General features: G+C 47.4%; 15 protein-coding genes and 1 pseudogene. 6 read left to right on the top strand and 10 right to left on the bottom strand.

Annotated features, from left to right (window positions below):
* Positions 1-90: 90 nt before the first annotated feature.
* On the top strand, positions 91-2,529 hold the full coding sequence (locus DCMF_RS14260; protein ID WP_148135039.1) for a GxGYxYP domain-containing protein: 2,439 nt from the start codon (positions 91-93) through the stop codon (positions 2,527-2,529).
* A gap of 130 nt (positions 2,530-2,659) precedes the next feature.
* On the opposite strand, the gene DCMF_RS14265 is transcribed toward DCMF_RS14260, so the two are convergent.
* From DCMF_RS14265 to DCMF_RS14295, 7 genes are all read right to left on the bottom strand, one after another.
* The gene (locus tag DCMF_RS14265) at positions 2,660-4,477 is read right to left on the bottom strand and encodes an ABC transporter ATP-binding protein (RefSeq protein WP_236860275.1); all 1,818 of its coding nucleotides are present in this window, start codon (positions 4,475-4,477) and stop codon (positions 2,660-2,662) included.
* Positions 4,474-6,195 (bottom strand): ABC transporter ATP-binding protein, encoded by a 1,722-nt coding sequence (locus tag DCMF_RS14270; RefSeq protein WP_148135040.1) that lies wholly within the window; start codon positions 6,193-6,195, stop codon positions 4,474-4,476. Before DCMF_RS14270 ends, DCMF_RS14265 begins: the two co-directional genes overlap by 4 nt.
* A 267-nt stretch (positions 6,196-6,462) precedes the next feature.
* Positions 6,463-7,539 carry a HAMP domain-containing sensor histidine kinase gene (locus DCMF_RS14275; protein WP_148135041.1) on the bottom strand — a complete coding sequence of 359 codons (1,077 nt, stop codon included), beginning with the start codon at positions 7,537-7,539 and terminating at the stop codon, positions 6,463-6,465.
* Positions 7,536-8,222 carry a response regulator transcription factor gene (locus DCMF_RS14280; RefSeq protein ID WP_148135042.1) on the bottom strand — a complete coding sequence of 229 codons (687 nt, stop codon included), beginning with the start codon at positions 8,220-8,222 and terminating at the stop codon, positions 7,536-7,538. The genes DCMF_RS14275 and DCMF_RS14280 overlap by 4 nt, the downstream gene beginning before the upstream one ends.
* A gap of 88 nt (positions 8,223-8,310) precedes the next feature.
* Positions 8,311-9,861, bottom strand: coding sequence for a DHA2 family efflux MFS transporter permease subunit (locus DCMF_RS14285; RefSeq protein WP_148135043.1), 1,551 nt, complete (start codon positions 9,859-9,861; stop codon positions 8,311-8,313).
* An 8-nt stretch (positions 9,862-9,869) separates the two neighbouring features.
* Entirely contained in the window at positions 9,870-10,523 is a 654-nt protein-coding gene (locus DCMF_RS14290) for an HlyD family secretion protein (protein ID WP_148135044.1), read from the bottom strand.
* A gap of 16 nt (positions 10,524-10,539) precedes the next feature.
* Entirely contained in the window at positions 10,540-11,415 is an 876-nt protein-coding gene (locus DCMF_RS14295; RefSeq protein WP_148135045.1) for an efflux RND transporter periplasmic adaptor subunit, read from the bottom strand.
* Between the two features lie 220 nt (positions 11,416-11,635).
* On the opposite strand from DCMF_RS14295, the gene DCMF_RS14300 reads away from it, so the two are divergent.
* The 5 genes from DCMF_RS14300 (at position 11,636) to DCMF_RS14320 (ending at position 17,269) form a co-directional block, all read left to right on the top strand.
* On the top strand, positions 11,636-12,253 hold the full coding sequence (locus tag DCMF_RS14300) for a TetR/AcrR family transcriptional regulator (RefSeq protein WP_148135046.1): 618 nt from the start codon (positions 11,636-11,638) through the stop codon (positions 12,251-12,253).
* Between the two features lie 154 nt (positions 12,254-12,407).
* A complete protein-coding gene (locus tag DCMF_RS14305) occupies positions 12,408-13,085 on the top strand; it encodes a response regulator transcription factor (RefSeq protein ID WP_148137911.1) in 678 nt (225 codons plus the stop codon).
* On the top strand, positions 13,085-13,999 hold the full coding sequence (locus DCMF_RS14310) for a sensor histidine kinase (RefSeq protein ID WP_148135047.1): 915 nt from the start codon (positions 13,085-13,087) through the stop codon (positions 13,997-13,999). The genes DCMF_RS14305 and DCMF_RS14310 overlap by 1 nt, the downstream gene beginning before the upstream one ends.
* A 103-nt stretch (positions 14,000-14,102) precedes the next feature.
* The gene (locus tag DCMF_RS14315; protein ID WP_148135048.1) at positions 14,103-14,780 is read left to right on the top strand and encodes an ABC transporter ATP-binding protein; all 678 of its coding nucleotides are present in this window, start codon (positions 14,103-14,105) and stop codon (positions 14,778-14,780) included.
* Positions 14,777-17,269: an ABC transporter permease gene (locus tag DCMF_RS14320; RefSeq protein ID WP_148135049.1), complete on the top strand. Its 2,493-nt coding sequence runs from the start codon at positions 14,777-14,779 to the stop codon at positions 17,267-17,269. The genes DCMF_RS14315 and DCMF_RS14320 overlap by 4 nt, the downstream gene beginning before the upstream one ends.
* A 113-nt stretch (positions 17,270-17,382) precedes the next feature.
* Here the strand turns inward: DCMF_RS14320 and DCMF_RS14325 are convergent, their stop codons facing one another.
* The 3 genes and pseudogenes from DCMF_RS14325 to DCMF_RS14330 form a co-directional block, all read right to left on the bottom strand.
* Positions 17,383-18,078: an S-layer homology domain-containing protein gene (locus DCMF_RS14325; protein WP_257790974.1), complete on the bottom strand. Its 696-nt coding sequence runs from the start codon at positions 18,076-18,078 to the stop codon at positions 17,383-17,385.
* Between the two features lie 9 nt (positions 18,079-18,087).
* Positions 18,088-18,255: pseudogene (locus DCMF_RS30100) on the bottom strand (InlB B-repeat-containing protein); the annotation flags it as partial.
* 42 nt (positions 18,256-18,297) lie between these two features.
* The gene (locus tag DCMF_RS14330) at positions 18,298-20,067 is read right to left on the bottom strand and encodes a B12-binding domain-containing radical SAM protein (RefSeq protein ID WP_236860278.1); all 1,770 of its coding nucleotides are present in this window, start codon (positions 20,065-20,067) and stop codon (positions 18,298-18,300) included.
* Between the last annotated feature and the right edge of the window lie 141 nt (positions 20,068-20,208).

Here is a 20,208-nt window from a genome sequence, read left to right on the forward strand (position 1 = left end):
AAAAATATTTAAACTATAAGCATTGAAGTAAAAACCTTTAGCTTAATGGCAAAATATAAAAATTTACGATGATAAAACGAGGTGGACAATATGCGGAAACGATCTATACGCAGCGTAATGATTTTAATGTTATTGATACTAATAGTGGTAGTGGCTTTTCAATCCGATTTTACCATTTATTCTGACCCGGCGGCAAAGCAGCTTGAGACAAAAATAGACGATAAAGATCTCCATCTCGTTATCGACGCTATCAATGAGAAGGTACTTCCTAAACACTTTCGCAAGGCTTGCGACCCGATCAGCACGGATAATGAGAAACCGTTAAATCTGACCGGGCTGGATACGCTAAACATTTCCGGTAGTCATCAATTTTCAGAAGAGGGACTTAAATTAATTAAAGAATCCATCGGCGCTCCATACCATATTACGGATATTGATTTAAGGCAGGAATCTCATGGTTTTATCAACGGCAATGATGTAAGCTGGGCAAATGCTAAAAATAATGCCAATGAAGGCTTGACAAAGCAACAGGTGATAGGTGAAGAAAAAAAGAAATTAAAAAGTATTCCATTAAACCAACCCATTTCTTTCTATAACCATCCTAAAATAACCATTGTGCCCAAAAAGGTCCAGACTGAAGAGAAATTGGTGAAAAGCCATTCCATATCTTATCTGCGCATCCCTGTTACGGATGGGAAGCTTCCGAATGATGAGATGGTTGACTATTTCGTCGGCTCCGTACGTAAACTTCCGGAAAATGCCTGGCTTCATTTTCATTGTAAAGAGGGTATTGGCAGAACCACAACCTTTATGATCATGTATGATATGATGAAAAATGCCAAGGAAGTCTCTTCAGAAGACATTATCAGACGGCAAGTTGTACTTGCACACCTGACTCCCCACAGTGTGGAGAGCTTTTATTCCAAGGAACGAATCAATTTTCTAAACACCTTTTATCAATACTGCAAGGAAAACACCGACAATTTCAAAACAAAATGGTCACAATGGAAGCAAAAGCAAGAATCAGCATACATCAAAAGTTCGAAAAAGCCCAAGTTCCTTTACGTCATTGATCAAAAGGGCATGAATTCTCCGGAAAGAACGATGATAGCTACCCTGCAAGGTTTGGTAGCCAATCTTTCCGATACACAAATCTACACGTTAAACAGTTCCAATCCGGACTACAAAATATGGCTGGAGGATTTGAAATCCGGACATGGCATTGGTTATCAAATGGTCAGCGATCCCTGGATGCTGCTGAATCACCTGAAAGGATATATAAAAGGATATGTTATCTATGACAATGTCTCCGGAAATGATCCCTCCATAAATAATGCCTGTTCATTGGCATCGATAAAACAATCTATTGCCATTGATGCGTCTTTGGAATCCAAAGTAAAATCCTTAGGCATCACAAACAAGATGGGGGACTGCAGAAATACCAGTGCCTCTTGGGCTTACGATCACCTCTGGAATTCCGGGTTAAACCATTCCGTTGTGATTCAGTTGTCACCCGGTAAGGATACCGCCTTACGGGATTATGCAATCATGACGAAATCTTTAGTGTTTTATGAAGACAGCAAGGAAAAGGTAACCCTCCGGAATAAAGTGTTCGGGTCTATGGGCCCCGATGCCCTGTGCCTTGGTTGGGGTCCTGACGAATTTGTTAATGTAAGCACAGCGTCCAGGCATGGGGTTAGTGTTGTAGCGGCGGACTGGTCCTATAATCTAAGCGTACTGAGCGCATTTCCTTCCTTGCCGGTGAGCCAGGGCGCCTTTGCCGAACCGCGTAGAGAGAAAGGTGTTCATTATGTAACCTTTCTCATGTCGGACGGTGATAACCAGCAGTGGTATCTGGGGAAAAACTACTCCTCCCCCAAATGGTACGGGGCTCAGGAGAGAGGCAGCTTCAACATGGGATGGACAATCAGTCCATCCATGTTTTATTTAACGCCGACTGTTTTTGATTTGTATTACAAAAGTGCAAAAAAGGGAACGGGCAGCGATTACTTTCTGGTCTCACCTTCCGGCAGAGGATATATGTTTCCCAGCAAGTTTCCCAGAAGCGACTTGGATAATTATGCCAAAAAACTTAACCGTTATATGAAAAAGGTAGATCAGAAATATGTAGCGGTTATAGACGATTGGGCACTTTTTAATCGGGCAGTTTGGGAGAAATACCTAGCCCAACCGGATATAGAAGGCTTGTTTTATCTTAATTACAGCAGGCAGGACGATTACAAAGGTTTAATGGTATGGGCAAAGGGCAAGCCAGTGGTATCCTGTAGAGACCTTCTTTGGGCCGGACTGGAAGAAGAGAATACCCTGGTGGAAAAGATCAACGCCCGTGTCCGCGCAGGCCAAACTGATATCCGTAAAGAGACAGCCTATACCTTTGTTTATGTGCATGCATGGAGCAAAGATATGAGCAGTATCGCAAAAGTGACCGCCCAATTGGAGAAAAATCCTAAAGTAAGGGTTGTCACACCGGAGGCCTTTATGGTGTTGGTAAAAAGAAACATTAAATAAATGAGCCTGCTTAAGTACCGGAAATAAAACATAGTCCGTCAAATGCAATCTTGAAATTTGGCGGACTATTCTGTATCTGCGGCATTCACCGCTCCTTCATTTTCTCTAAGTTCCAACAAACCCGCGGCTCTTAGGCGCTTTTTTGCGCGAATTGGCTATGATAAATATCCGCGTAGGTTCCGTTCTTACTCAGCAGTTCCTTGTGATTTCCCGTTTCCACAATATCACCGTGATCCATGACCAGAATGCGGTCGGCATCGTAAATCGTTGACAACCGGTGAGCAACCACAAAACTCGTGCGTCCTTTAAGCAGTTTCTTCATGGCACTCTGAATAACCAATTCCGTGCGGCTATCCACATTGGACGTCGCTTCATCCAAAATCAATATTTCCGGATTGCTGACAAAGGCCCGCGCGATCGTGATCAGCTGGCGCTGCCCCTGTGAAATATTGCCGGCCTCTTCGTTCAGAACGGTATTGTAGCCATCCGGCAGCTTTTGAATAAAGTCGTCGGCGTAGGCGGCTTTTGCCGCAGCGTAGATCTGTTCTTGGCTTGCGTTTTCGTTTCCATACCGGATGTTATCATAGATCGTGCCGGAAAAAAGCCAGGTATCCTGCAGGACCATGCCCATTTTTTGCCGCACCGCCTGCCGGTCAATATTGCGAATATCCACGCCATCCATCCGGATGCCTCCGCCCTGAATCTCATAGAACCACTCCAGCAAATTAATCAGGGTGGTTTTTCCCGCACCGGTGTGCCCCACGATTGCCACCATCTGCCCCTCTTGAACGTCCAGGCAAAAATCCTTCATCAGCGGTTCATCCGTATAGCTAAACCTGACATGGTCAAAAATGACCTTAGCCGTTTCGCCGGCTTTGTCCGGAAACTCCTCCCCATACTCTCTCATCTCTTCCGCATCCAGCATGCCAAACACCCGTTCAGCGGACGCAATGGTGGAGAGGACACTGCCCCAGATCTGGGAGAGTTTCACCAGCGGGTTGGAAAACTGGGAGGAATACTGCAAGAATGCCTGCATATCGCCAATGGTTACCGAGCCGCCCACGACCTTCACCGCGCCGATCACGGCGATGAGGACGTAAATAATATTTTGCGCCAGGCTCATGCTTGGCATCATGCTGCCGCCGAAGAATCTCGCCCTCCAGCCCGACTGGACCATGCCTTCATTCACAGTGTAGAACTTTTCCAGCAACTCCTTTTCACCGCCAAAACTCTTAACCACCACAAACCCCTGATAGGATTCTTCTATCTGCCCGTTCAGCTCGCCTTGCAGTTTTAAATACTGCCTGGTATTTTTTTGCGTGCTGGGCGTTAAGAGTTTCATGATGATCAGACTGCCGGGAATCATCACACAAGCAAGTAATGTCAGCAGCGGGCTGATGGTAATCATAATCGCTAAAACGCCAACGACTAGAATTGCACTGGAGATCAGTTCCGTCAAGCTCTGCTGTAAATTCGTCGCAATATTGTCAATATCATTGGCCGCCACCGACATCAGGTTGCCGCTTAAATTTTTGTCAAAATAGGATACGGTCACCTTATTCATTTTGGCCTTGAGCTCGTTGCGCAGGGAATAGGTCGTCTTTTGGGAAACAAGGACCATAATCCGTTGCTGTAAAAAGGTTGTGATGAATACGCCGGCATACAGTGCGGCGACAGTAAGCAGGATGACCCCCAGCCGGCTAAAATCTATTCCACTCTCCTGTTTGATCCCCTCGAAAATGACGGTGGTTGCGTTTCCAAGCATTCTAGGGCTGATCACCTGCATGAAGGTGCCTGCAACCGCAATGACAACCGTTAAGGCCATCAACAGGCTGCTTTTTTTCATGTACGCCAGGAGCCGCTTAATTGTACCCCACGTATTTTGGGGTTTATTACCTGCAGCGTGGAATCTTCCCCCCGCGCTTTTTCCGCTTATATTCATGTTCATGCCACTACCTCCGTGTAAAACTGAGATTGGATAATTTCCTGATACACAGGATTGGATGCGCTTAATTGTTCATGGGTGCCCAGCCCTGCCAGCTTGCCCTTGTCCAGGACGGCAATCAAATCGGCGTCCATAATCGTGCTGACCCTTTGGGCAACAATGACGGTAATCGCGTTCCTCAGTTTTTCTTTCATTGCCGTGCGCACGGCAGCATCGGTTTTGAAATCAAGCGCCGAAAAAGCGTCGTCAAAGATATAGATGCGCGCGTCCTTCAAGAGCGCCCGGGCAATGCAAAGCCGTTGTTTTTGTCCGCCTGAGAAATTGCCGCCGCTTTTTTCCACCACACTGTCTAAGCCCTTAGGCAAGGTGCGCACAAATTCCGTAGCCTGAGCCATCTCCAGCGCCGCCCATATTTCATGATCCGTGGCATCGGGCTTACCCATCAGCATATTGGCGCGTATGGTTCCAAAAAATAAGGTAGATTTTTGCGGAGAGAAACTGACCAGTTGACGAAGGGTTTTTTGGTCCAGATCACGAATATCCGTATTGTTGATGCGAATATGGCCTGATTCCACATCGTATAGCCTTGCTATCAGATTGACCAGCGATGACTTGCCCCCGCCTGTGTTGCCAATAACAGCAAGGGTCTGTCCTTTTTGTACGGTTAAACTGATGCCTTCCAAGGTCTTTTTCCCGGCACCGGGATAACGAAAACCAACATTTTCCAAAGCAAGTCTTATTTTCTCGTGCCCCGCATGGATTGCCTGTTTAGGATCGTTAATGCTCGCAGGCATATCCAACACTTCCTGGATTCTGCCTGCGGAAATCTGCCCGCGGGGAACGGCGAGAATCACACTGGTAAGCATGCCGAATCCCATCAGAATTTGCCCCGAATAACTGATCGCACCCATGATCGTGCCGATCTCCATGGTTCCCGCCGCCACGGCATTGCCGCCGATCCACACAATGAGCAGGGTCGAAAGACTGGTGATCATGGTGATCAGGGGGCTAAAGACGCTCATGATGGTAGCGGCCGTGATGGAGGTTTTGGTATATTCCTGATTGGCCCGCTTATATTTTTCATATTCGATCTTTTCCTTGTTGAAGGCGCGGATCACCTTTACCCCGCTCAGCCCTTCTCGGAAAAAGAGGTTGAGACTGTCCAGAAGCTTTTGCATCCTGGCGTAGAGGGGGCTGGCAAAACGGTAAATCACAAACGCCGCGACCGCCAAAAAGGGGACAGTGCCTAAAAAGATCAATGAGAGTTCCGGACTGAGCAGGTAGGTCATCGCGATGCCGCCAAATAGCATGGCCGGTGAAAGGATCAGGAATTTCATGGCCATTTCCACTAAGTTCTGCACCTGGGCCACATCATTGGTGTTGCGTGTCATCAAAGAGGACGCGCCGAATTTGTCAAATTCATGCTTGGAGAAGCGCATGGCCTTCCGGTAAAGGTCGGCCCGGAGCTCGCCGCCCAGCTGATAGGATAGTTTGGAAAAGAGAAAGGTGTTGAGCAGCGCGCCCACCAAACCGGCCACAGATAAGACAATCATCAGAAAACCCTTGGACCAGATATAGGAAATATTGCCTGTCATCAGGCCTTTGTTGACAATATCCGCTGTGACATAGGGCAGATATAACAGACAAACTACCTGCACCAGCAAAAAAACGATTGCCGCAAACACCGCGGCAGGAGAAAGTCGTTTCACCATTTTAAACATCAGCATTCCCTCCATTTTGCCTATCCGTAAATAATTCTTTCCTTATTTCAGTCTTTTCTCAATTTGTTTTTTGGCAGCTTCAAACTCGGCTTCCTGAATTTTATTTTCACGTCTCAAATTTTGTTGTCTGGAGTATCATAGAATTGCTCTTTAAACGGAACTTAAATTGAGTTTAAACGCAATGTAAACAGATAAAAAAAGAAAACACCGCAGATGTTTTCCATCCAAGGTGTCTCGATCTCATTTTTTTCATTTCACTTTATGTTCTCAACGTGGCAGCGTAATAGCAAACTCCGTCCCTTTACCGACCGCACTTATCATGCTGATCTGTCCATGATGTATATCCACAATCTTTTTCACCAGGGATAACCCCAGCCCATTGCCGCCGAAGGAACGGTCACGGGATTTGTCAACTTTATAGAAGCGCTCAAAAATGTGGATTTGATCTTCTTCCGGGATGCCGATGCCGTTATCGGAGATGGTACAGCATACGGCATTTTCATTCTCTGTTAGGGCAATGCCGATGCATCCGTCTGCCGGGGTAAACTTAACGGCATTGTGCAGCAGATTTACCCATACCTGGGTGAGCAATTCTTCATCACCCAAGAAAATGACCTTTGCCAGCGCAAGGTCAAGCCTGATGTTTTTTTCTCGCCATTGTGGCTCCAGCATCAATACGCAGCTCTCTATCTGTTTGTCCAGCCTGAACTCATGGGGCGTAAAGGATGTCTGATCTGCTTCCAAGGCCGACAGTTTCAGAAGATTATCGCTCAGTTTGGATAATCTCTTGCTTTCTGTTTCGATAATATCTAAGTAGTGGCTTCTTTGCTCCGGGCTAAGGGCTTCGTTTTTCAGCAGTGCGGCAAACCCGCTGATCGAGGTTAGCGGCGATTGGATCTCGTGGGATACATTGGATATAAAGTCCTGCCTCAGCTTTTCCATTGAGCTGAGTTCTTTAGCCATCTTATTGACACTTTCGGCGATCTCGTTAAAGTAGACGTTTCCTCGCCTGTCTGAATCTGCGCTTGGAATGAAGACATCAAAATTACCCTGGGCGATTTTCTTTAGGGCGCCCGTCACATGATGATAAAAATCCATCCGCTGATCGCCGTGCCTTCGATTGAATACCTTATGGATGACGACAAATATCAGATTGACGGTTCCGGCAAAAACCAGCAAGCCGAATATCCCCGAGACAATATAAGCCCAGAATGGGGCCGGCCGGCCCGTAACGGAAAAAAGCAGTTCAGCGCATCCATAGCCGGCAGCTAAAAAACATAAGCTAATTATGCCTGTAACAAGTGCGCGTACGGCAGTGGCGATTATCTTCCCCAGGCCTTTCATGTTAACTCCTCCAAACGATAACCCAGCCCTCGCACCGTTGTGATTTTAAACCGGTATTGTTCCGCTGGGAAGCGTTCGCGTAACCGGTTCACATGGACATCCAGCGTCCGTTCGTTCCCCTCGAAGTCATAACCCCAGACATCTTCGATCAATTGATCGCGGGTGAACGTCTTATTCGGAGTGCCGGCCAGCTTAAACAAGAGTTCAAATTCTTTCATGGGGATGTCCAGCTTCTCCGGCTTCTCTCCGTCCGTAAAGATGGTATAGCTGTTTTTATCAATGGTTAAGGTGCCGATTTGCACACGTTGTGATGAAATAACTTTATAGCGCCGGAGCAGGGCCTTCACTCTCAGGATCAGTTCAGGAGCTTCAAAGGGCTTCGTCAGATAATCGTCAGTCCCTTGTTCAAAACCTTTGACCTTCTGGCTGATTTCCCCCTTGGCGGTCAGCATCAGAACCGGCATATCCTCATAATAGCGGCGAATATTGCGGCACAGCTCAAAACCGTCCATATTGGGCATCATAATATCAATAATGCATAAATCGGGAATGGTCTTGCTGAATTTTTGCAGCGCATCACGGCCATCTGTGGCCTCATCGGTACGAAAGCCTTCATTTTTTAATAAGGTGCTTACAAGTTCCCGAATGTAATTATCGTCATCCACAATCATGATCCTGCTCATGGGAAACATTACCTCCTGCCTCTATCTTTAGCTTATACCGGAAATGTAAACGGAGTATAAATGAAATCGACATCGGTTTTATCCCTCTCTATTGTGCCTTCAATGTATTCAATTTATCTTTCGGCTGCTTACGCTCCTTAAGTAAAAATGTGGGAAGAATAATCATGCCCGCGATAATTGAAATCACCAGCATGGTATCGTTCAAGGCTTGAAGCTGCGCCTGCCTGGCAATCATTCCATAGATTGTGCTTAATGCTCCGGCCTGAGCATCTGTCTGGGTCATTCCGCCCTGGGCCAGTAATCCTTGCAGCATTTTGAACAGATTCATACTATTGGGATTAAAATAATTCACCTGCCCGGCCAAATCTGCATAGTTGATGGTATTCTGGTGCTGCATAATACTTGTAATAACTGTAATGCCCACAGACGTTCCTACCTGTTTTACCGTATTGAGCAGTGCCGAAGCATTAGACATGGCCGCCTTTGATATTCCACTTAATCCTATCGTCTGGACCGGCGCGATCAGGAAACCTACGCCAAGGCCTCTGATCATTAACAGCAGCGTAATCATCGTGTTAGGAGTTCCTAAGGTGATATGGGACATACTATAACTGTTAAATACAATCAAGATCAAGGCGGATATGGCAAATATTCTTGTATCCAGCTTACTTCCCAATCTCCCGTAGAGCATCATGGCAACTGCGGTTGCTATGGCTTCGGGGAAAAGGATCAACCCCGCCTGCATTGGACTCAATCCTTTAATCTGCTGTAAAAAAACAGGTATCAGGAACACACCGCCGTAGAGGGCCAATAGAGCAACGTTGATGATAATATTGCTCATGCAAAAAGTGTAATTCTTTAAAAGCCTTAGATTGAGCATCGGCTCCGGGATCAACAGTTCATTGACAATAAACATCAGCAGGCTGTAACATCCCATGATCATGATCAGGATATTCTTTATATCGTGCCAATCGACATCACTTTTACCAAGCACATAAAGGAGGCATACCATTCCAGCCGCCGACGTCAGGAACCCGATCAGGTCAAATTGCTTTGACGGCTTATGCTCCGATTCCCGGAGTATTACCATCGCCATGATTGTACTCACTACGCCAATCGGAATATTCATGAAGAAAACAAACCGCCAACTAAGATTCTCAATAATATACCCGCCCAGCGTTGGTCCCAGAGCAGGTGCTGCCATGCCACAAACCCCTACGATACTTATGACCATGCCAATTTCACTTTTTTCAAAAGTAGTCATGAGGATGGTTAGGCCCAGCGATATAATAAAAGCTCCCCCCACTCCCTGGATCACCCTGGATGCGATCATCGACATGACATTCCAGGAAATTCCGCACAGGAGCGACCCCGCGGTAAATAGCATTACGGCAAGAATAAATACTCTTTTAAAGCCACAGCGGTCACTTAAATATCCGGTTGACGGTATGGTAACGCCCAGCGTTAAGGTGTAGGCACTGATCACCCATTGTATTTGGCCCAGAGATGCCCCAAAGGTTTTCATCATTGCCGAAGTGGCAAGGTTGACCACACTGGTATTCAGATTTGCCATAAAAATTACGAGGGTAACGACACCCATTGTCAGCCATTTATATGAAGCTTCTTTTTTGTTGTCCATGATGCCCCCTACTTGATATGAACTTTTACAATTGCACTGGTACCCGGCAGCAGCTTAACATTTGTTTTCTCCAGGGCGATTTTTACCGGCACGTTCTGGACAACTTTTGTAAATGTACCGCCTGAGGAAGAAGGAAGAAGAGAAAAAGCGGAAGCCGCCGCTTCACCGATGGATGCCACCTTACCCTGAAATACTTGCCCCTTAAATTGATCTATTTTTACATCTGCCTTCTGTCCAACCTTTATTTTTTGAAGTTCGGTTTCTTTCATATTGGCACTGATATAAAGCTGATTCGGATCAACCATCACGGCAAGCGCAGTTCCGGCAGAAACAAATCCACCTGCCGCAGCTTGTTTTTTAATCATCAACCCACTGATCGGCGCTCTAAGCAAAGACATATCAACCCTTAAATCAGCCAGACCCTCTGCGTCAATGCGGCCTATGATCTGGTCCTTGATAAGGGAGTCACCTTCCTTCACATCAAATTCAAGCAATTTTCCGGATATCTCAGGTGTGATCGGAAAGAAATCACCCGCTACTCTTGCGTCCTCGGTGGATACAAAATAGGCATTATGATACCAGTAATAAGCGCCTACTCCTCCAAGCGTGATGATCATTGCTGCCGCAATACACAAAAGAATCAATTTACGTTTTCCCGTCATTTTTTTGTCCTCTCCCTTAATTTCTTACACCGACTTCGGCAAACATCCCTGGTTTTAATTGGGTATCTTGATTTTTGAAACTGACTTTGACCAGAACGGTTTTGCTGCTCGCATCAACGACGGAATCAATGGCCGATATTTCTCCGGCATATTCTTTTTCCGATATCTCTGGGATTTTTATGACCACCTGCTGTCCGGTCTTTACCTTGTGAAGAATCCTTTCCGGCAGATACGCATGGATCAATAAAGCCTCCGGGTTGACAACAGTTAGCAGGGAGGCCCCGGCAGTAGCCAATTCACCGCTATTTACATTTTTTGCGCTAATGATGCCGGATATGGGCGAAAATATGGTACCGTTGTCAAGCTGTATGTTCGCCGCATCTAAAGCGGTCTGGGCCTGTTCCAGCTGAGCTTGGCAGACGTTTTGCGTTGTCTCGGCCACATCCAGGGTATTTTGGAATTTTTCCCATTCTGATTGGGTGATTGCGCCTGCTTGGAAAAGCTGGTTGTTTCTGTTATAATTGACCTGGGCATTTTCGTGATTAACCTTAGCTCCCGTGAGTGAGGCCTGAACCTGCGTCAATGCAGCCCGGGCTTGGGCAACCTGGACCTGGAGATCTTTGGAATCTAGCTGAATGACCGGATCCCCTTTTTGCACCGTTGAACCAATATCCCCATTCATTTTAACTACTTTCGCCGTAATCTTTGACTTTAGGTCCACTTTTTCCCCGACTTCTATTTTACCTGCCATAAGATATACCACATCTTGCTTCTTGATACCGACCTCCGGGAAAACAGTACTTTCAGCCTTGCTGTTATCTGCGCTGCATCCAGTTAGGCCGGCAGTTCCTAAAAGTGTTAGTAATACGAACAGCAAGCTATATTTTTTCATGATTTATTACCCCTTTCCATGCGTTAAGCCTTTTTCCGTGATGATGGCCATCTTAAGTATCAACCGGTCAAGTTTTTCTTTCCGAGTTTTTCCAACAATTGTTTATTTCTTTATGATAATAAGGTACGGTACGTATAGTACCTTATGTCCATATGGTATAATATATGCACACAAAGTGCAAGAACAAAATGAAAAAACTTTGAAAGAAGGAACTCTATATATGACTAAGAAAAAGAAGGATGATGCAGATCATCTCCCAGGCGCGCGCCGTCGCGGCAAAATCCTTGAGAATGCTATTCTTCAGGCTGCCTTGGATGAACTTAATGAGGTCGGCTATGCCCATCTGACAATGGAGGGAGTCGCCGCCCGGGCAAAGACAAATAAAACGGCTGTTTATCGTCGCTGGCCCCAAAAGTCCGAACTTGTCGTTGCCGCATTACACAAATATACGCCAAAAATTACCGATGATGCTCCGGATACAGGCGATCTGCGCAACGATATACTGATTCTGCTGCGCAGGATTACAGTGCCCCTGCAAACGATCGGTGCTGAAACCATACATGGCCTTATGCTCGAGCATCTAGGGAAAGTATCTATTTCTGCTTTTACGCAGATCAGGCGCTCAGAGGGAGAAGAAAAGTGGCACACTATCATGATGACGATCCTGAAAAACGCGGAGATGCGGGGAGAAGTCAGCTTAAAAAAAATCAGCCCCCGGATCATTTCGTTACCCATTGATTTACTGCGGTTTGAATTTCTTGCAACTTTTGAGCCGGTATCTGATGAAACACTGACAGAGATTATTGACGACATTTTTTTGCCGCTTGTGCATCTTTAAGCAAGGAATCTGTCTGGCTGATGCTGGATGCCCAAGATTTCCCAGTCGATACTTACACAAAGATAGTCGGACCTCCCTCCTTTCATGTTATACTTTAAAAGAAACTGCATATGCGCCGAACCATGTAATCATTCATACGCGGGAGGTATGCGATATAAAAAAGATATTGATTATTGAAGATGATATGTCCTTAAGTAACGGCATATCTCTTGCACTGAAGGACAGCGAATTTTCCTTTGTTCAGGTACAGGACCTGCGCCTAGCCAGACAGAACATGGAGACTGCCCATTTTGATTTGGTCATTCTGGATCTTAATCTGCCCGATGGAAGCGGGCTCGATTTTCTTAGAGAACTGCGCAGATCATCCCCTGTTCCTGTGATCATTCTCACCGCCAATGACCTGGAAACGGACGTGGTGACGGGCCTGGAACTGGGGGCAGACGATTATATCACCAAGCCGTTCAGCTTAATGATTTTACGGGCAAGAGTAAATGCCCGGCTGAGAAAGGGAAATTCCCCTTCTGCCGATCCGGTGGAAATAGACAGCTTTTTATTTTCCTTCGGCAAAATGGAATTTTTGAAAAACGGCGCTCTCATTGAGCTGAGCAAAACCGAACAGAAGCTGCTGCGGATTTTGATGGAAAACAAAGGGAATACCCTTACAAGGGCTCAGCTGGTGGATGCTGTTTGGACGGACGGCGCCGAATATGTTGATGAAAACGCCCTTTCGGTAGCCATCAAACGACTCAGGGACAAGCTGGAGGACTTTCCGTCCCAGCCCAAATACATCAAAACGGTATACGGCATCGGCTACACATGGGCGGTGAAGTGATGGACAAGCCGGTTCTGATTGGCCTTATCGTTGCCGTGGCGGCAGTGACTGCTGCACTGACGACCATTCTCATCTATAGAAAAAAAATGCGGCGTATCATGGATAGGCTGAATACCATGCTGGACAGCGCCACAAACGGGGATTTCTCCGAAAGTGTTTTTGATGAATCCGCCTTGTCTGCGCTGGAAGCAAAAATGGCGCGCTTCCTGTCCGCATGCTCCGCTTCCTCGAAAAACTTAAATGAAGAAAAGAATAAAATAAAAGGCCTCATTTCCGACATATCACACCAGACCAAAACGCCCATTGCCAATATCCTGCTCTACTCTCAGTTGCTGAGCGAACACCCGTTACCGGAGGACTGTGCCGTCTGCGTCAAGGCCTTATCCGCTCAGGCCGAAAAACTGAACTTCCTGATAAGCTCCCTGGTCAAGACCTCGCGTCTCGAGACAGGCATTATCACCGTGATGCCGAAACCGGACACCGTTCAGAACCTGATAATCCGGTCTGTTGAGCAGATTATGCCGAAAGCGGACGCAAAGAACATTTCCGTCTCTGCTGAAGGCACGGACATTCAGGCCTCTTTTGACCTGAAATGGACGACGGAAGCGGTATATAATATTTTGGACAACGCCGTGAAATACACCGGGAGCGGCGGCACCATCACCATCAAAGCCATTGCCTATGAGCTCTTTTGCCGCATCGACATTACCGATAACGGCATCGGCATCGCGGGAGAAGAACACAGCAAAATATTCACCCGGTTCTACCGCTCGGCAGCCGTCCGTAATCAGGAGGGCGTCGGTATCGGACTGTATCTGGCAAGAGAAATCCTTTCTGCCCAGGGGGGATATATGAAGGTGTCGTCGCGGCCGGGCCGGGGCTCAACCTTCTCTGTTTTCCTGCCCATCTCTTAAATCTTTCAAAACTGTTAGATTTCAGAAAGAATGTGGAAAGATTGTCATGCTATTGTCTGTATTGTAAAGACGCAGTACAGACTTTTTATTGGGAGGAATTCACATGATCATTCTGGAAACGAAGGATCTGAAAAAATATTACGGCCGGGGAGATACCGCCGTTCATGCGCTGGACGGTGTTGACCTGCAGGTTGAGAATTCCCAGTTCGTTGCTGTCGCAGGCACCTCCGGCAGCGGAAAATCCACGCTTTTACATCTGCTCGGGGGACTTGACCGGCCGACGAGTGGAACCGTTACCGTCGACGGTAAGGAAATCTTTGCGCTGAAGGATGAGGAACTGACGATCTTCCGCCGGAGAAAGATCGGTTTTGTGTTTCAGAACTACAATCTCGTCCCTGTTTTAAATGTGTACGAAAACATTGTCCTGCCCATTCAGCTCGACGGCAATGAGCCGGACAAGTCCTATGTCGATCAGATAATTTCTACCTTAGGACTGGAGAGTAAGCTAAATAATCTGCCCAACAACCTTTCCGGCGGTCAGCAGCAGCGGGTTGCCATTGCCCGGGCGCTGGCTTCCAAGCCGGCGATTGTCCTCGCCGACGAACCGACGGGGAACTTGGACAGCAGAACAAGTCAGGATGTGATGGGACTTCTGAAGGTCACAAGCGAAAAGTTCCGGCAAACCATTGTGATGATCACGCATAACGAGGAAATCGCGCAGCTGGCCGACCGAATCGTCCGCATTGAGGACGGCAGAATTGTGGGCGGTGCACGGGCATGATCAGGGTAAAAAATAAAAGAGCCATCCGCAACCTGGCGGACAAGAGCTTTCGGGCCGCCAAAACGCGCAATGTTATCGCAGTGATTGCCATTGCCCTGACCGCGCTGTTATTCACCAGCGTTTTTACCATGGGCTTCGGCGCGGCGGAAAGCATGCAGCGTGCTGCCATGGTGATGTCCGGCGGGGATGGACATGCCGTCATTAAATATGTTACCGATGAAGAATATGCCGCGGTAAGCAGCCATCCGCTTATTAAGGAAATGGCATACTGCCGCACGCTTTGCGACAGCGTCGACAACGAAGCCCTTATCAAGCGCCATACGGAGTTTTGGTACTATGACGACGTGGGTCTGAAATATGGTTTTGCCGAGCCGACCAGGGGGCACAAACCAAAGGCCGAAAACGAGGTGATTGCCGATACCAAAACACTGGAGCTGATGGGAGTTCCCCTGGAAGTCGGCGCGCCTCTCACATTGAAGATCACCGTCCACGGCAAACAGGTTGCGCGCGATTTCAGATTGGCGGGCTGGTGGGAAAGCGATCCTGGCTACAATGTGGGACATATTTTTTCCTCCCGTGCTTATGTGGACACCCATTTGGACGAACTGCAAAACACCTACTATGAAGATTCTTCCCTCACCGGAGCCGTCTGCGGGTATATCAAGTTTGAAAACAGTCTGAATATCGAACAAAACCTGGAAACCGTTGTCACCGAAAGCGGGTTTTCCCTGGACGAGGATGCGCCGAATTACATGGCCACCGGCATCAACTGGGCCTATATGTCCACAGGCGTCGCCCTTGACGCCGGAACCATGACCGGTCTTGCCTGTGCGCTGCTGCTCTTTGTGTTTACGGGGTACTTAATCATTTACAATATTTTTCAAATATCCGTTTTGCGGGATATCCGTTTCTACGGCCTTTTGAAAACCATCGGCGCCACCGGCCGGCAGCTGCGCGCCATGATCCGCCGTCAGGCTTTTATGCTCTCTTTCATCGGCATCCCCCTCGGACTTCTGGCCGGCTTCTTTGTGGGCAAGGCTCTTGTGCCGGCATTAATGGAGCAGTCCTCCTATGCCGGCAGCGCCGTTTCGGTATCGCCCGACCCGCCCATCTTTGCCGGAGCCGCTGCATTTGCGCTGATTACCGTGTTTATCAGCACCCATAAGCCGGGAAAAATGGCGGCTCAGGTGTCTGCCATAGAAGCGGCGGGTTATACCGATCATCCGGTCAAAAGAAAAAAATTTAAAAATTCCCAAAATGGTGCCAGGCCAAAACAGATGGCGCTGGCAAATCTGGGCCGCAATAAAAAGCGCACCCTATTGGTGATCCTTAGCTTAAGCCTCAGCATTGTGCTTACCAACACGGTGTTCACTCTTTCACAGAGTGTGGATGTGAACAAAGCCCTTGAGAATTTCAGCGATGCGGACTTTTTGATTGGCCATGCGGATTTGTTCAATCATAAATACAGGGGTGCGGAAAGTGCGTTAAGCGAGAGCTTTATGGATGCCGTCAGCAAACAGGAGGGCTTTGAGACCGGCGGACGCCTGTACGGTTCCTGGGGCAGTTACCAAAGCGAGACCACAGTCCAGACAGTAAATCAACAGCCGGACGGTTCGTTTTCCACAGCCATATACGGTCTCGACGAATTTCCCTTTTCCCGCCTGCGCCTTGTGGACGGGGAGCTTGACAAGGAAAAGCTTGCCACGGGCCGGTATATCCTGGAGGGCGTAACCACAGATGATCACGGCAACGCGGAAACAGGCAGCTTTAACCATCAGGTTGGCGATATGATTACCCTGACCTGCGGCGGCAATGTCCGGGAAATGACCGTGCTGGGTCATGTGGTGGCAAACCCAAACACCAATACCGACGGAAGCTGGATGGGCTCTATCTTCTTTTTACCGGGTGATAGATACAAGGAACTGACCGGCAACACTTGCGTTATGAGCTATGCTTTTAACGTTGCCGATGATAAAGAGGCCGATATGGAGTCCTTTTTAAAACAGTATACGGACCGTATCGAACCGACCATGAACTATGCGTCGAAGTTTACCGCACTGGCCGGTCTGGAAGGAATACAGGATACGGCCGTTCTAATTGGCGGCGCATTGGCGCTGATAATCGGACTCATTGGCGTTTTGAATTTCATCAACGCTGTTTTGACCAGTATCCTGATGCGCCGCCGCGAATTTGCCATGCTGCAAAGTATTGGCATGACACGCAGACAACTGGTGGGGATGCTGTGCTTTGAAGGCAGCTACTATGCGGTCTTGACTGCGGTAAGCTCGGTTTTACTTAGTATCGGCTGTTCACTGCTGATTGTGCGTCCGATGTGCGGGCAAATCTGGTTCACCCGTTATCACTTCGTTTTCTGGCCGCTAGTGATCGTCTTGCCCCTGCTGTTAGTTTTAGGAATTCTGGTTCCCCTGATCGCGTATCAAACCACGGACAGGCAAAGCATCGTGGAGCGTCTGAGAGAAGCTGAATAGGGTATTGCCAAAGCAATAAATTGAACTTTTCTTGTAACGACCCCTAAACACAAAAAGTCCTGCCGCCTGCTGGAAAAACCAAGGGACAGCAGGGCTTTCTTGTGTGCTCAACCTTACCTGGCTGCAGGGTCGATGGTCAGATCGATGTAGCGTTGCAGCGTGGCCGCAACCGACCCGCGGGTGGCGTTGGCTTTGGGATGGAACGCATTGTTCTGTTCGCCTATCATAATGCCCGCCTGCTGCATAGCCTTCACCGCATCTCTGGCATAGCTGCCGATACTGCTGTTGTCGGCAAATGTGACAGGGGTACGGGTGACCGGGAGGGTATATCCTGTGGCTTTGGCGTAGTTCTTCAGGATCACAGCAACCTCCTCACGGGTAACATTCCTGTCGGGCACAAACTGATCGCCGCCGACGCCGCTGATGATGCCCTTCTGATAGGCCCATTCCACATAGGGCAGGAAATAGCTGCCCGCTTTCACATCGGTGAAGCTGCTGGTTTTATACCCGCTCACATCCACGCCGGACAGCCTGCCCAGGACTGTAACCAGCATCCCGCGGGACATGGCCGCGTCAGGTGAGAATTTCGTTTCAGCCGTGCCGCTGAATAGCCCACGCCCCACTACATAATCGATTGATCCCTTCGCCCAATGGGTGGCGATGTCCGTAAACTTCTCAGAGGGAGCCGTATAGCCCGCGCCGTACACTGAAAAATGATCCGTGGAGGGCGTAACGGCAGGTGCAGCAGAACTGCCCCGGGAGGAACCGCCGGAGGAATCGTCCTCTTCGGAGCCGCTTCCTCTGTTCATTAACCATTTTGCATAAAGCGTAATGTCTTCGATTACTTTATCATTGATGAAATCCCAGGCATGAATGCAGTCCGCTTCCTTGAACCAGCCGTTAAAGTTATAGCCAGGACGGTCCGGCTCATCAGGTTCCATAATGATCGTATTATACTCCGTCGATACCACATTTACCGCGCTGCCTCCCTGACTATCAGATGAAAGCCTTAGGAATTGATGGACGGATCAAAAAGTTTTGCCGACACCGTAATCATACCAATTGTCCAGCTTCCAGGCCCCGTTTTCCTTAACAAGGGTAAGGTCATAGGAAACCTCTTTCTCAGCACCGCTTTCAGGATCTGGCTCTTTAGCAAGGATGGCAACGGTTATCTTTTCCGGCTCACTGCTTTTCACGGTAATCTGATCGGTCATCTCGCCGAGTATACCTATGCCGCCAATATCATTGTTGATATAAAGAACACCATCAATCTCCTTAAACAGGATATAACCCCCCGCGTTTTCGTTAAAACCGACAGGATAGAGAATGTCCTCACAAAATTGTTTGGAATAAACCGCTTCCGTGGCCGCTTTCAGTTCCGCGATAGTATGAAATTTCCCTACGGGATAAAAGGGTTGTGCAGAATCCGCATCATATTGCACATCCAGGCCGCTCCCGCCGCCCATGTACCACCAGAAAACCTCATTGCCTTTTTGGGTTAAATCTTGATAAGTCGTCTCACGAATCGCCAATCGATACCCTAGATTTATAATTAAATTATGCAGGACATGTGTTCTCGAAACACGGATACGTTTTATGAAAGAGGATAATGAATAAAACTTCTTTCTAAAATTCACGTAACCGTCATATAGCTGCCTGGCTGTCAAGTTTTTCGGTGTGTACGCCACGTATGTTTTTCCATTGAAGCAAGTCCAATTTTCTGTAACAAGGCGGCCTTCCTCTTTCATTTGATGATAAATCGGTGTTTGGGGCAAGGGCGTAAGAATACTGACCGTCGCCCCGTCTATGCCGAGCTGTTCGCATGCTTTAAGCGTACTTTCAAAAACTTCGGGTGTATCGGTATCAAAACCGAAGACAATTCCCGCTTGAACCATCATGTTGTGCCTGTGTATATTTTGAATAATTTTTTGATAATCCCCAATCCGGTTGATTTGTTTTCCGGCGTCCTTGAGAGATGCTTCCGAGAAGGATTCTATGCCGATAAAAAGATATAAGCATCCTGCGGATTTTGCTTCATGCAATAATTCTTCATCCATACAGTCTGCCAATGTCACCTGCGCCGCCCCCCTTTTATGCAGAGGAGCAAGGCTTTTCATCAGTGCGATGGCATAAGGCTTATCGGCAAAAAAATTATCATCCCAAAATACGAAATATCTTGATTTTAGTCTTTTAATTTCACTGATCACTTCGCTTTTGGGGCGGGTACGGAAGCGGTCAAAATAAATTTGCTTCAAATTGCAGTATCTGCACTGATAAGGACAGCCCCTCGTTGCAAAAACGGCTCCTTTCATCAACGCCGTTCTATGTTTGAGCAAATCCCAACGTGGAGTGGGAAGATTTTTGAGCAACGGCACATGGGCGGGCTCATATCTTGCCTTGGCACTTCCGTTATAAAAGTCCTTAAGAAATCGAGGCCAGGTTTCTTCACTTTCACCAACCACAAGATAATCGCAATGCTTTTCGGCTTCATTGGGCAGCAGGGTAACATGGGGGCCTCCCAGTACCACCTTTGCTCCTTTGTCTCGAAAGATTTTACTTATTTTATAACAATGATATGCATTGGGAGTATTTACGGTAATGGCTATTAAGTCAAAGGCAATATCAAAAGGGATCTTTTGGCTATACTCATCCACCAGTGTGATTTCGAATAGGTCCTCGTCAATAAATGCCGCCAAATACGGAATCGTTATTTGAACGAAATTATTGAATTGCTTCTTTCTAAAGTTGTTAATTTCTTTATTTTCCGGTTGTATCAGCAAAATCTTTTTTTTCATCATCGACCTCTATCTAGTCCTCAACAGGACAAAATATTCCGGGATTATTTCAGACTTAGCATTATCCAACAATTGCTACTGTTCAGCATACCATATATTATATCGTTATTAAATATAATTTTATTGTTTTTCGATAAATCAGTT

This window comes from Candidatus Formimonas warabiya, assembly GCF_002777255.1.
Lineage (GTDB): Bacteria > Bacillota > Dehalobacteriia > Dehalobacteriales > Dehalobacteriaceae > Formimonas > Formimonas warabiya.